Here is a 12406-nt window from a genome sequence, read left to right on the forward strand (position 1 = left end):
GACGTCCACACACCCCGCAAGACGACCACCACCACGTCCCGGAATAAGAAGTCGGGCACTCCGCGACCTCGCCGCACAGGTTAAAGATCAAGCTAGGGCCCGTTGCGAAAGTGCTGGTCACAGCCACTCGTTGAGGACTGCGACCAGTACGGCCGCCTCGTATTCGGACAGCGAACTTAACTCTGTCGGGGATCTTGGTGCCGGCGGAGTCAAGTGCCCAGGGTTCGCCAGGACTTCAGGCGAGGGATCTCGCGTTGGTCGAGGTAGTTCTGGAAGGCAGTGGGCCGGCGGGGTGTGGGGGCTTCCTCAGCCGGTGGCAGTCCGCTGAGGCGTTCGATGTTGACGGCGATGGCTGTCAGGACGTGCTGGACGTGGACCTTTCCCTGTCCTCGGTAGCGGCAGCGCCGCATACCGTGCCCGTGGGCGAACTCGTTGACCGTGCTCTCCACTCCGGAGCGGACCGCGTAGCGGGTCTTCCACTCGGGGGTCTGCTGCTCGGCGCGGACGCGGAGTTCCAGGTCGCGGAGCTCTCGTGGGGGAAATCCCACGGTGCGGGCGTCGTCGGCGGTGCTGGTGCACTGGGTGCGGGTCGGGCAGGGGCGGCACTGGCTCTTGGTGAGCCTGGCCACGATCAGCGGGGCGGCGGTGGGTGAGGAGGTCGGGTAGGGGCCATGCCAGCCCGCGCTGACCTGTCCCTGGGGGCAGGTGACCTGCTGCTTGTCGTAGTCGATGTGGAAGTCGTCGCGGGCGAAGCCCTCGTTTCGGCGGTGCTGGCGGGTGGGGTTGCTCTTCAGCGGCCCGGAGACGGTGACCTGGTGTTCACGGGCGGCTTGTTCCAGGTGGGGCAGGGAGGTGTAGCCGGCGTCGACCAGGTGCTCGGCGGGCAGCAGGCCGCGGCGGGCGAGGCGGGTGTGGACGCCGGGCAGGACCTGGCTGTCGTGGGTGGTGGCCGCGGTGGTGGCGACATCCGTGATCACGTTGGGGCCGTCGGAGGCGCAGGTCTCGGTCAGATGAGCGGCGAACCCCTTCCAGCTGATGATGTGCCCGTGCCGCGGGTAGCGGGCCGAGGTGTCGTAGGGCGAGACGATGGCCCGGGACGAGGGTGGCAGACCCGCCCCGCCTTCCTTCTCGGCGGTGCGCCAGCGCAGGTGTCCCGCGGCATCACGGTGATAGTTCTGCACCATGATCTGCCGCAGAGCCTGGATGCGAGGACCGGACATGCGGTCCGCTCCGAAGCGGTGGAGGTGTTCCAGAAGCCTGACGGCGTCGTTTCCGGTAGCAAGAATCCTGGTCACGGGCTTGGTGGGGTTCTTTCCCAGGTGGACCGGGCGGCCGTAGCGCAGCCCCCAGCCCTCGTCGACCAGCCCGTCCAGCAGATGAGGAGAGACACCTGCAACCTCTTCGAGCGCGGCGCGAACCGCCTCGGTGACCAGTTCCAGGCGGGTCAGGTCCCGCACCGCGGCCAGGACGTGGGTGGAATCGGTGCGCTGGGTGGTGCGCGTCCGGGAAGCCGAGGGCCGAAGGGCGGAGCCGTCGGCCTGCGTGCTGGACTCCCAGACAATTAAGACTTCCGCCAACGTGCCCCTCGCGGACCAGGGTACGGACGCCGGGAAACGGATCATCGGGCGCAAGCGCCACCTCGGCTGCGACACCCTCGGCCTGCTACTGACCGTGCTGGTCACCGCCGCCAGCGTCTCCGACACCGCAGCCGGCGTGACCCTGCTCTCCCGCATCGCCGCCACCCACCCGCACATCACGAAGGCCTGGGTGGACGCCGGCTACCGCACCACCGTCATCGACCACGGAGCGCGCCTCGGCATCAACGTCCACCCCGTCCAGCGCCCGCCCGGCGCCCACGGGTTCACGATCATCCCGAGACGGTGGACCATCGAACGCAGCATCGGCTGGCTCATGCACCACCGACGCCTCGCCCGCGACTACGAGACACACCCGCACCGCTCCGAAGCCATGATCCACCTCGCCATGATCGACCTCATGGCCCGCAGACTCAGAGGGCGACGCCACCCTGAACTGGCGCGGAACCTGACCCGGGACCAAACACGAATCACCCGACCAAACGCTCAGTAAGGACCCGTAAAGAAGTGGGGCCGTCGGGGAGTTCGCGAATGCGGGATGCCTATGGCAGCCGACCGGTGAACCCGTGCGGGCGACGTCCATGACTTCCTCGGCAACTCGCTGAGCAAAGGCCTGCCCTCAGGACCATCTACAACCTGGCGACGGCACCGGCTGCGTGAACGTCGTTACGCCCACGCCCCCGCGAACTCGCTCCGAAGCCGACCACCATAACGGTTACATTGTTGCCGTTATTTCGCTAGGCTGAGCCGCTGCATCGATCGACCGAATCGCCCGTCTGGGCGCCGAGCGATGCGCTCGGCCGGCAACTCGACCGCGCCCGACACATCCCATAACGGTCTCGTGACGCCCCGCCCGCCATCAGGCCGTCACCCTTGACGCCCACGCCGCCGCGACGCCGGCACCTGGAGATACCTCATGATCCTCACCATCACCCTCGCCTGCGCCATCGCCCTGATCTTCGGGGGGATCGGAGTGCTCAACACACTCGCATCGCCGAAGGCGCGCGAGCTGGCCGCCGAGACCGGCTTCTCCGTCGCCGCCTATCGCCGCATCGGCGTGCTGCAACTGGCAGGAGCCGCCGGCGTGGCGCTCGGCCTCGCCATGCCGCTGCTCGGCGGCCTCGCGGGGGCCGGGCTTCTCCTGCTGCTCGCCGGAGCTGTGGTCGTACACCTGCGCAAGGGCGACCCGGTTGCCAAATTTGTGCCCGCCGCTGTGTGCGCGGCGCTTGTCGCCTCATACCTCGCGGCCTTGTTCGCCTGAAGCGCTGCGGATCGAGCCCATGCCACGGAGGGCAGCTCCGGCAGTGTCACCCTGAAAGCAATGCCGCCTCGAGCTGTGACTTCACCTCGAAGAGCCGACCGACGGGGATGGCTTCAGACCGCCACGCTCCCGAAGGGTAGATCCAGGGCTGGCCAACGGGCATCCGATTGCACCACTGGACCAAAACCAGCTAAACGGCTACGTTGTAGCCAATATTAGAGGTGGCCGGAACCACAGCCACCTGGGCTCGAGGGCGCTCAAGCCGCGACCACACGGCCCGCCTGCCTTCACCAGCGCCCCTTCGTCCACAGTGCCGGCCCCCGAGGGGTAGACGATGCCCGTCCTGATCGTGATAGCGATCTACGCCATCCGGATCGCACGCGCCCCCTTGGACGCGCGCCTGAAGAAGCGCCACGTCGGACCCCTGGCGGTCACGACCGGAGCGGTCATGCTCTATCTGGCCTGGGACCGGCTCAGGCCAGAGGGCCTCAGCGCTGTCTATTTCGTCGGCGAGTTCGCCGGCGTCCTGTCCGTCTACCTGATGTCCTGCACCCTGGTACTGGCCACCCGCCTGATGTGGCTGGAGCAGTGGTTCGGCGGCCTGGACCGCATGTACCGTCAGCACAAGCTGTACGCCGTATGGTCCATACTCCTGCTCACCCCCCACCTGCTCCTCCACTTCTTCTCCGGTTTCGACGGGAGCCAGTACGGCTACGCCCACCGGGCCGCGTCGGCAGGGATGGGCCATCTCCTCGGTGCCGTCTCCGCCATCGGCCTGCTACTGCTCGTCCTCATCTCACTCGGCCAGGTCGGCCGCATCCTCCGACTGCCCTACGAGCGCTGGCTGTTCCTGCACCGCCTCACCGGCCTGCTGCTCCTGTCGGCGCTCTTGCACGGCTGGTTCCTCGATCTCATCATCAACGGATCCACGCCCCTCCTGGCGATCTACGTCACCATGGCCACCATCGGCATGACCGCCTACACCTACGACGAACTGGTGCTACGCCACAGAGAACCCCGGGCGGACTACACCATCCACCATGTCGAGCGGCCGACACCCGACATCCTCGACCTCACCCTCACGCCCACCGGCGAGACGACCCTTCCCGTGACAGGAGGTCAGTTCGTCTACCTGCGCGCCGGCGGCTGGCACGAACACCCCTTCAGCGTCGCAGGTACGCAGGCCGACGGCTCGGTACGCCTCACCATCCGTGCCGTGGGCCGCGGTACACGCCGCCTCTACACAGACATAAGTGAAGGACACCCCGCAACCCTCAAGGGTCCTTACGGCATGTTCGACCACACCCTCGGCGGACCCCGGCAGATATGGATCGCGGGAGGCATCGGCATCGCGCCCTTCCTCGGCTGGCTCACCCACCCCGGTGCGGCGCCGCCCCGCACCGACCTCTTCTACTGCGCCCCCACCGCCGACGAGGCGCCATTCCTCCCGGAACTCACCGCAGCGGCAGCACACCGCCCCGGGTTCCGGCTCCACCCGACGTTCAGCCGCAGCCACGGCCGTCTGACCGCCGAAAGAATCCAGGCCCAGGCCGGACCGATCACCCCCGACACACACGTCTTCCTCTGCGGCCCCGCCTCCATGATCGAAAACCTCACCCGCGCCCTCCACCGCCAGGGCGTCCCCCGCCACCATCTCCACGCCGAGCACTTCGCCTTCCGCTGACGAACCGCCGACCACACGAGATCACGCGCTCAGCACCAGCAGCTGTGGCGACGCTCCAGGCCGACCGAGATGACTCCGTGGGCGGGCGGCCTCAGGCTCGCATCGTCCTGGCTGGTCAGGCGTCGTCGCGCAGGCGGGCAAGCCCGCTGAGAAGGAGTTCGAGGCCGAAGGAGAACTCCTCCTCGATCGGAACGGGCATCGACCCGGCGACGGTGACCGTTGCCGGGAACAAGGCTGGATCGACGCCCTGAAAGACGGCGGACAGTTGCGCGTCGTCGAGTTGCCCGCCGCCGCCATGACCGTTGACCTGTATGGCGAATCCGAGGACGTAGCGGGAGAGGGTGGCAAAGGCGTGCGCGGCCAGTCGCGGCGGGAAGCCGCTGTCGAGGAGTGCCGCGACACAGTGCTCCCGCAGCGCCATGGCGTTCGGCCCCAGGGGAATCTCTTCGACCACCAGGCGCGCCGCGTTCCGGTGCCGGGCCAGGGCCTCGAACATGGTGTGCGCGACCGTCCGCAGGGCTTGCTGCCAGCCCATCGCGAGGAGTTCGTCGCCCTTCAGTTCCACGGCGCCGAACATGCGGTCCACGACATGGGCGACCAGCGCTGCCCGGTTGTCGAAGTGCCGGTACAGCGTCGCCGTGCCCGAGCCCAGACGCTGGGCCAGCGTCCGCATCGAGAGAGCGTCGGCCCCTTCATCGTCCACGATCTGCAGTGCGGTAGCGACGATGCGCTCCAGCGGCACGGGCGGACGCCCCGGGCCCCGACCCGATGCCGTGGTCGCTCGCACAGGACCAGCTGCTGCCACTGAACGTCCACCTCCTCAGCCAGCACCATAACAGCAACACCGTATCCAGTATGGAGCTCGCCGGTTCGGTATGGAGCGGCAGCGCCCCTTCGATCAGCCCCCATCGACGACCGCTCATCGGGGACTCCGGCACCGGCCAATCCCACTGAGTGGTGTGCATCGTGAAATCGCAGGTCACGGGTCTGGTGTGAGCGACGATACGGGGACTCGTGCCGGTCGGCGGCCGATGTCTATGCCGTAGATCATCGGGCAGGTCCGGTTCCGACGGTCTGCCGGGGTCGGCTGCGCCCGTGACCGACCCCCGCCTACGATCCGTCGGCGGGTCGGCACGCCACGAGATCGCGGGAGGGTCCGGGATGCCGGAGCGGCAGTGGATCACGCTCCTCTGAGTGAACTGGACGCCCTCGCCGAGAAGTTGACCAAGCAGCTTCAGGAGGTCCAGGTCGCCGGCCGCCCGCATGTCGTTCTGGCCTTCCTGGACCTGATTCAGGTCCTGTCGGAGGCTGTCCGCTTGCGCAGGCGCGGCCGTCGGCGTGCAGCGGTGATCGGCGTGGGCCGCTCGCCCGGTACGACTCGGTTGCGGATCGAACCGATGCCCTCGACTGTCATTTCCACGATGTCTCCGGGTTCGAGCGGAGGCGGTGTTCGCGTCCCGCTGCGGCCCCACAACTCACCGAGGCAGCCGCCGTTGCCGCAGGTCCCGGAGCCGAGGACGTCACCGGCCTTCACCCAGGTGCCGCGGGACGCGTACGAGATGAGCTCCTCGAACGTCCAGCTCATGTTGCTCAGCAGATCCTGGCCGACCTCGGTGCCGTTGACCGACACCCGCATGTCCAGCTGCAGGAACCCCTCGTCGTCGCGGTAGGTGTCCAGCTCGTCGGCGGTCACCAGCCACGGTCCCAGGGTGGTGGCGAAGTCCTTTCCCTTGGCGGGCCCGAGGCCCACCTTCATCTCGCGGCCTTGCAGGTCCCGCGCGGACCAGTCGTTGAGGACGGTATAGCCGAACACGTGGTCCCGTGCCTCTTCGGGGGTGAGTGAGGCGCCGTCCTTGCCGATGACGGTGGCCACTTCGAGTTCGAAGTCCAGCACGTGTGAGCCCGGCGGGACCGGGACCTCGTCGTGCGCGCCGATCAAGGCATAGGGGTTGGTGAAGTAGAAGGCCGGCGCCTCGTACCACTCCGGTACGACCACGCCGCCTCCGCTGACCGACCGCACAACACCCTCGACGTGCTCCTCGAATGCCGCAAAGTCCCGCACGGTCGGCGGTTCCAGCGGCGGCAACAGCCGTACGGAATCGATCGGTGTCGGGGAGGAGCTGTCGAGGGCGGCGGCACCGGCCTCAAGGGCGGTCGGCAGTCCGGCTCGTACGAGGTCCAGGACCGTCGTCGTACCGGGGAGGGCGTGCAGCCCGTGCTCGCCGACGACACCGGCGGCGCGGCGGCCGGCGCTTTCCCAGGTGGCGAAGCGCATGGTGTGCGTCCTTTCCGGGGCTCTACTTGATGGCGATGGGGTTGACCGGGGCTCCGACGGCACCGGTGACAGGGAGGGGGGCGGCGGTGAGGAAGAAGTCGTAGATTGCGTCGGCAGCGCAGTCGGCCGCGAGGGCGTCGAGATCCCATATCTCGCCGATGAAGAGACCCATGTGCGGGATGGCCACTTGGTGCAGCGGCTGGAAGGCCTGGTCGAATTCGTTGGGCCGGACCTCGAAGCCCCAGGTGTCAGTGGCGATACCGGCGATCTCGCGGGTGTGCAGCCAGTCGGCGGTGGTGAACGAGAGGCCGGGTGCCGGCCCGCCCGCGTAGTCGCCCCAGCCGTCGCGACGCGTCCGCGCCAGCTGTCCCGTACGGACCAGCAGCAGATCGCCCCGGCCCACTCGGGAGGATTCGCCTTGTGCCGCGATCGTGGCTTCGAGGTGCTCGGCGGTGATGGCGAAGCCGTCCGGCAGTTCTCCGTCGGTGCCGATCGCTCGGCCGACGTCAAGCAGCACTCCTCGGCCTGCTATCCGGTCGGCCACAGTCTCGATACCCGTGAGCTGATCGCCTTCGCTGGTCACCACCGCGGAGGCGCGTCGTCCGTTGTAGGCCATGCCGTGGTCGAAGACGTGGCCGAGGCCGTCCCACTGCGTCGACGCCTGCAACGGCATGAACACCACGTCGTCGGCACCGCCCAGGCCGTGCGGGAACTCCGGCGGACCGAACTCGGCGTCCAGGCCCGAGGAGAGCATGGTGTGCACGGGATTGGTCCTGCGGCGCCAGCCGTTCTGCGGACCGTTCGTGTCGAAGCGCTGGGCGAGCGAGAAGGAGACCCCGCGCCGGATCAGGGCCGCGCCCTCCCGGCGTTTGCCCTCGTCGAGGAAGTTGAGGGTGCCCAGTACGTCGTCCTGTCCCCAACGCCCCCAGTTGGAGCAGCGCTTGGCGGCATCGGCGATCGCGCCGGCGGGGTTGGCACGGTCCAGTTCGTTGGGGGTCACGCCGGGTTCCTTCCGATGAAGAACTCACGGAACGGGTCCATGCTGGGCTCGAGTCCGGCGTCGAGGAGTCCCTTGCGCAGGGCGTGCATCTGGGCGTCGTGGATGCGCTGGGTGGGCTGGCGCAGCGGTCCGCCGTTGTAGCCCTGCAGCCACCCCTGGAACTTCCATGCCTGCCGGTTGATGAACGCACCGCCGTGCAGCACGGGAGCGAGGCCGCCCTTGATCTTGCGGGCCGGATGCAGCTGCCAGTAGATGTCGGTGGCGTCGTCGTACTTGCCCTCGCGCAGCAGCTGCATGACACGCGGGATCATGGGCCCGAAGTATTCGTGGTCGCTCGTGGCGGACAGTTGGACGGGCATGACCTGTGCCAGCGGGATGAGCTCGCCCTCGATGGGCACCGAGATGACGACCTCGTCGCCGAAGAGCCGGTGGCACTCGATGGCGCTCTGAATGCTGGGGAAGCCGCCCTCGGCCTTGATGACCGCGATGTTGGGGCAGTCGTCGATGAGCCGGCGGATGAGCCGCGTCGGGATGTCCGAGGGGTGCACCCGGGGACTGAACCCCCACAGGTACATCGGGAACAGGATGACCGCGAGGTTCGTGGCGTCGCAGACGGCCTTGGTGTAGTCGTAGACCTCCTGTTCCGACTCCGGGTAGAAGTTCGGCGGGTAGGACAGGAGCACCAGGTCGGCACCGGCCTCTTCGGCGCCGCGCACCGCCTCGATGTTCTGCTCCAGGGTGCTCCAACTGCCGTGGTGGACCACGACGAAGCCGTCGCCCGCCTCATCACGGACGATGCGCAGGAAGTCGAGATATTCGGGCAGGGTGATGCTGACCTCGGAGACGCCCAGGGTGCCGAGGAATCCGTGCTGCTCGGCGAGCCGGATGTCGTGCCTGATGCCCTGCTCGTTGATGCCGCGAAGGTCGGCGGTGAACGACGGGATCGTGCAGTTGACGGCTCCGACGAGCTTTTCGCGGGCCCAGTCCCGGGCCTCTGTGCGGGTGTATGCAGGCATGGTCGTCCTTGCCTCGGTGCGTGGGTGATGGGGGCGGTGACTCAGCGCCTGGCGGGTCGGTCTCGGCGCGACTCGTTCGTGCTGCGGTGTCCGGCGCGGCAGTCGGCTCAGGGCGCGCCGGCGCCTTCCCAGGCCAGGTACTTCATCTCCAGGTACTCGTCGATGCCATAGACGGAGCCCTCCCGCCCCAGCCCCGACTGCTTGACGCCGCCGAAGGGGGCGACCTCGTTGGAGATCAGGCCGGTGTTGATGCCCACCATCCCCGCTTCCAGGGCGGCCGAGACGCGCCAGGTCCGCTCGGCGTCGCGGGTGAAGAGGTAGGCGGCCAGACCGTAGTCGGTGTCGTTGGCCATGCGGACCGCCTCGGCCTCGTCGGTGAAGCGGATGAGCGGGGTGAGCGGGCCGAAGGTCTCCTCGCGGGTGACGAGCATGCCCGGGGCCACGTCCGCCAACACGGTGGGCTGGAAGAAGAGCCCTCCACGCCGGTGCCGCGAACCGCCGCACAGGATCCTGGCACCCCGCCTCGTGGCGTCGGCGAGATGTTCCTCGACCTTCCCCACCGCTGCCTCGTCGATGAGCGGTCCCTGCTGCACGCCGTCATCGAAGCCGTCTCCGACGACAAGGTCCTCAACCCTGCGGGTCAACGCCTCCGCGAAGCGGTCGTGGATTCCCGCCTGCACGTAGACACGGTTGGCGCTGATGCAGGCCTGGCCGGTGTTGCGGTACTTGGTGGCGACGACACCGGCGACGGCGGTCTCGACGTCGGCGTCGTCGAAGACGAGCACCGGCGCATTGCCGCCCAGTTCCATCGAGGTCTTCTTCACCGTCTGGGCGGACTGGGCCAGGAGCAGCCTGCCGACCTCGGTGGAGCCGGTGAAGCTGACCTTGCGGACCAGCGGATTGCCTGTCAGCTCGGGCCCGATCTCGCGCGGGTCGCCGATCACCACGTTGAGGACCCCGGCCGGTACACCGGCCCGCTCGGCAAGCTCGGCGAGGGCCAATGCCGTCAAGGGCGTCTGCTCGGCGGGCTTGACGACCATCGTGCAGCCCGCGGCCAGTGCCGGAGCGGCCTTACGGGTGATCATCGCGGCGGGGAAGTTCCACGGGGTGATGGCCGCACACACCCCGACCGGCTCCTTGAGCACCAGCACCCTGCGCGAACCTTCCGGTGCCGCGAACACGTCGCCGCGGATCCGTTTGGCCTCCTCGGCGAACCACTCGATGAAGGAGGCGGCATAAGCGACTTCCCCGCGGGCCTCGTCGAGTGGCTTGCCCTCCTCCAGGACGATCAGCCGGGCCAGGTCCTCCGTGTGCTCGGTGACAAGGTCGAACCAGCGCCGCAGCACCTGTGCGCGCTGTTTGCCCGACCGCGCCCGCCACTCGGGCAGAGCACGATGAGCGGCGTCGACGGCCTGGGCGGTCTGCGCTCTGCCGAGTGCCGACAGGTCCGCGACGAGTTCACCGGTCGACGGGTTGCGGACGGTGAGCCGACCGCCGTCGCCGGCTTCCAGCCACTTGCCCTCGACGTAGGCGGCCGTGCGCAGCAGCGTGGGGTCGGACAGACCGAGTGGAACGGTCGTCTCCATGGTCATGGCGGCTCTCTCACTTCTGCACGGGATGAATGGTGGCCGGCATCCGGGTGCCGAGTCCCAGCCGCTCGGCGTTGCGCGCGCACATGCCGGCGACCGCCAGGTCCTGGACCGCTGAGCCGACCGACTTGTACAGCGCGATCTGATCGGCGCGGGTGCGCCCGGGGACGCGCTCGCCGACGAGGTCGGCCAGCGAGCGGATCTCGCCCGCCACGTCGAGACCGGCGGCCCGCGCGGCGATCAGGTCCCCGGTGTCGTCGAGCACCTCCTCGACCATGTCCGCCACGATCACGTCGGCACGGGCGATGACCTCGGGGTCCACCTCACGCTGCTCGGGCAGGGTGGATCCGATGGACACGACGGTCATGCCTGGTCGGAGCCACCTCCCGAGCAGGGTGGGGGTCTCGTCGCGGGACCGGGCGGCGCAGACGACCAGCGTGGCGCCTGCGACGGCCTCCTCGGCGCCGGCCGCCTGCGTGATCGGCAGGTCGGACAGTTCGGCGACGAAACGGGCTCGGCTCTCCGGTCGTGGGCTGTACACCCGTACGTCCTTGAGGTCTCGTACGACGGCGAGGGCGCGCACATGGTTCTGCGCTTCGAAACCGGAGCCGATCACGGCGACGGTCAGGGCGCCGGGCAGCGACAGCAGGTCCGCCGCGACGGCCGAGGTGGCCGCCGTCCGGTAACCGGTGATGGAGTGGCCGTCGAGCAGGGCCACCAGCTCGGCCGTCCGCTGGTCGAACAGGGGGATGAGGTAGGAGGCGCGGCGCGTCGGCATCGCGGCCGCGATGATCTTCGCTCCCATCAGTTCGCGTCCGGCCGGTACGCCGGTGAGAGTGCGCAGCCAGCCGTGGTCTCCGCGGGCCATGCCGCGGGCCGGATAGCGTGCTCCGTCCACGCTCGTCGCGTATGCCTCGCGCACCGCCGAGGTTGCCAGCTCCCAGTCGAAGGCCGCCTGTACCGCCGCGTCATCGAGGAAAAGAGTCACTTCAGTGGCCTTTGCGGAGGAGGGATCAGGAGGAGGGGGAGGGATCAGATCGGCGAGGGGGTCCACAGACCGCCGTCCGTCTGCTTGAGCAGCACCGGCAGCATGGTTTCGGTCATCGACCCGCCGGTCCCCCACTGGTCCTGCGACTGAGGAGAGGTGCTGTCGAAGACGCGGGGCTCCCACGCCTCGTCGTCCTCGATCGTCTCCAGCTCCGTCGTGTACTCGACGACGTTCTCGTTCGGGTCGAGGAAGTAGATGAAGGTGTTGTCTCCCGGGCCGTGCCGGCCTGGCCCCCACAGCGGGCGGTGACCCGCGCGCATCAGACGCCCGGACCCGCGCATGTACTCGTCGATGCCGCGCATCTCGAAGGAGATGTGATTGAGCGAGACGCGCGGTGCTCGGGAGATGGCGAGGATGTGATGCTGGGTTCCGCTGCGCATGAAGCACATCAGGTCGCCGAGCCAGTCCGAGAGGCGGAAGCCGAGGTACGTCTCGTAGAACGCCTTGGTCGCGGCCACATCGGTGGAGTTGATCACCACGTGGCTGAGCTTCTTGGGGACGGATTCGCGTTCCTCGAGCTCCCGGAAGGGCTTCTGCGCGACCCCGGCGGACACCTCGACGAGTCGGCCGTCGGGGTCGAAGAACCGGACGCCGTATCCGCCGCCCGGGGTGTCCAGCTTGCCGGGCTCCCGGTCGAGCGTGATTCCGCCGACCGCTAGCCGACAGGCCAACTCGTCGACTTCTTCGGAAGAGTTCACACCGAAGGCGATGAGGTCCAGTCGCTTCTCCTGGTCCTGCCGGACGCGAAGGACGTACTGCTCCGGGTCCGCGGGAGTGGCGAAGAAGGTCACACCGCTGTCGTCGGCCACGGGCTGCAGTCCCCAGAGGTTCTTGTAGAACTCCAGAGCCTTGCCGTAGTCGGGCACACCGATACCCACATGTCTGAGATGGGTGATCGGACGGAAGGCTGCGGTCATCGTCGACTCCTGCTCTTCAGT

10 protein-coding genes and 1 pseudogene are annotated in these 12406 nt (G+C 68.4%); 3 read left to right on the forward strand and 8 right to left on the reverse strand.

The window, feature by feature from the left end:
* Positions 1-209: 209 nt before the first annotated feature.
* Entirely contained in the window at positions 210-1577 is a 1368-nt protein-coding gene (locus ACFY1U_RS22285) for a transposase (RefSeq protein ID WP_390695878.1), read from the reverse strand.
* On the opposite strand from ACFY1U_RS22285, the pseudogene ACFY1U_RS22290 reads away from it, so the two are divergent.
* The 3 genes and pseudogenes from ACFY1U_RS22290 to ACFY1U_RS22300 form a co-directional block, all read left to right on the forward strand.
* Positions 1501-2047 (forward strand): annotated as a pseudogene (locus ACFY1U_RS22290) (transposase); the annotation flags it as partial. The gene ACFY1U_RS22285 and the pseudogene ACFY1U_RS22290 overlap by 77 nt on opposite strands.
* 464 nt (positions 2048-2511) lie before the next feature.
* Positions 2512-2856, forward strand: a complete 345-nt coding sequence (locus ACFY1U_RS22295) for a DoxX family protein (RefSeq protein ID WP_390695879.1) — start codon at positions 2512-2514, stop codon at positions 2854-2856.
* A gap of 334 nt (positions 2857-3190) precedes the next feature.
* Positions 3191-4540, forward strand: coding sequence for a ferric reductase-like transmembrane domain-containing protein (locus ACFY1U_RS22300; protein ID WP_390695880.1), 1350 nt, complete (start codon positions 3191-3193; stop codon positions 4538-4540).
* 115 nt (positions 4541-4655) lie between these two features.
* On the opposite strand, the gene ACFY1U_RS22305 is transcribed toward ACFY1U_RS22300, so the two are convergent.
* The 7 genes from ACFY1U_RS22305 to ACFY1U_RS22335 form a co-directional block, all read right to left on the reverse strand.
* A complete protein-coding gene (locus tag ACFY1U_RS22305; RefSeq protein WP_390695881.1) occupies positions 4656-5282 on the reverse strand; it encodes a TetR/AcrR family transcriptional regulator in 627 nt (208 codons plus the stop codon).
* A gap of 549 nt (positions 5283-5831) precedes the next feature.
* Positions 5832-6815: a fumarylacetoacetate hydrolase family protein gene (locus ACFY1U_RS22310; protein WP_390695882.1), complete on the reverse strand. Its 984-nt coding sequence runs from the start codon at positions 6813-6815 to the stop codon at positions 5832-5834.
* 22 nt (positions 6816-6837) lie between these two features.
* The gene (locus ACFY1U_RS22315; RefSeq protein WP_351924657.1) at positions 6838-7815 is read right to left on the reverse strand and encodes a cyclase family protein; all 978 of its coding nucleotides are present in this window, start codon (positions 7813-7815) and stop codon (positions 6838-6840) included.
* Positions 7812-8831 (reverse strand): dihydrodipicolinate synthase family protein, encoded by a 1020-nt coding sequence (locus ACFY1U_RS22320; protein ID WP_390695883.1) that lies wholly within the window; start codon positions 8829-8831, stop codon positions 7812-7814. Before ACFY1U_RS22320 ends, ACFY1U_RS22315 begins: the two co-directional genes overlap by 4 nt.
* 107 nt (positions 8832-8938) lie before the next feature.
* Entirely contained in the window at positions 8939-10417 is a 1479-nt protein-coding gene (locus ACFY1U_RS22325; protein WP_390696402.1) for an NAD-dependent succinate-semialdehyde dehydrogenase, read from the reverse strand.
* Positions 10418-10433: 16 nt separating this feature from the next.
* Positions 10434-11408 carry an ornithine cyclodeaminase family protein gene (locus ACFY1U_RS22330; RefSeq protein ID WP_389077256.1) on the reverse strand — a complete coding sequence of 325 codons (975 nt, stop codon included), beginning with the start codon at positions 11406-11408 and terminating at the stop codon, positions 10434-10436.
* A 44-nt stretch (positions 11409-11452) separates the two neighbouring features.
* Positions 11453-12385: a VOC family protein gene (locus tag ACFY1U_RS22335; protein ID WP_390695884.1), complete on the reverse strand. Its 933-nt coding sequence runs from the start codon at positions 12383-12385 to the stop codon at positions 11453-11455.
* Positions 12386-12406 lie beyond the last annotated feature (21 nt).

The organism is Streptomyces sp. NPDC001351, assembly GCF_042896045.1.
In the GTDB taxonomy this organism is placed as follows: domain Bacteria; phylum Actinomycetota; class Actinomycetes; order Streptomycetales; family Streptomycetaceae; genus Streptomyces.

Excerpts from the sequence above, each read along its gene's own strand:
- ACFY1U_RS22320 (WP_390695883.1), bottom strand. The coding sequence starts at position 8,831 with ATGCCTGCATACACCCGCACAGAGGCCCGGGACTGGGCCCGCGAAAAG.
- ACFY1U_RS22310 (WP_390695882.1), bottom strand. The coding sequence starts at position 6,815 with ATGCGCTTCGCCACCTGGGAAAGCGCCGGCCGCCGCGCCGCCGGTGTC.
- ACFY1U_RS22325 (WP_390696402.1), bottom strand. The coding sequence starts at position 10,417 with ATGGAGACGACCGTTCCACTCGGTCTGTCCGACCCCACGCTGCTGCGC.
- ACFY1U_RS22295 (WP_390695879.1), top strand. The coding sequence starts at position 2,512 with ATGATCCTCACCATCACCCTCGCCTGCGCCATCGCCCTGATCTTCGGG.
- ACFY1U_RS22300 (WP_390695880.1), top strand. The coding sequence starts at position 3,191 with ATGCCCGTCCTGATCGTGATAGCGATCTACGCCATCCGGATCGCACGC.
- ACFY1U_RS22335 (WP_390695884.1), bottom strand. The coding sequence starts at position 12,385 with ATGACCGCAGCCTTCCGTCCGATCACCCATCTCAGACATGTGGGTATC.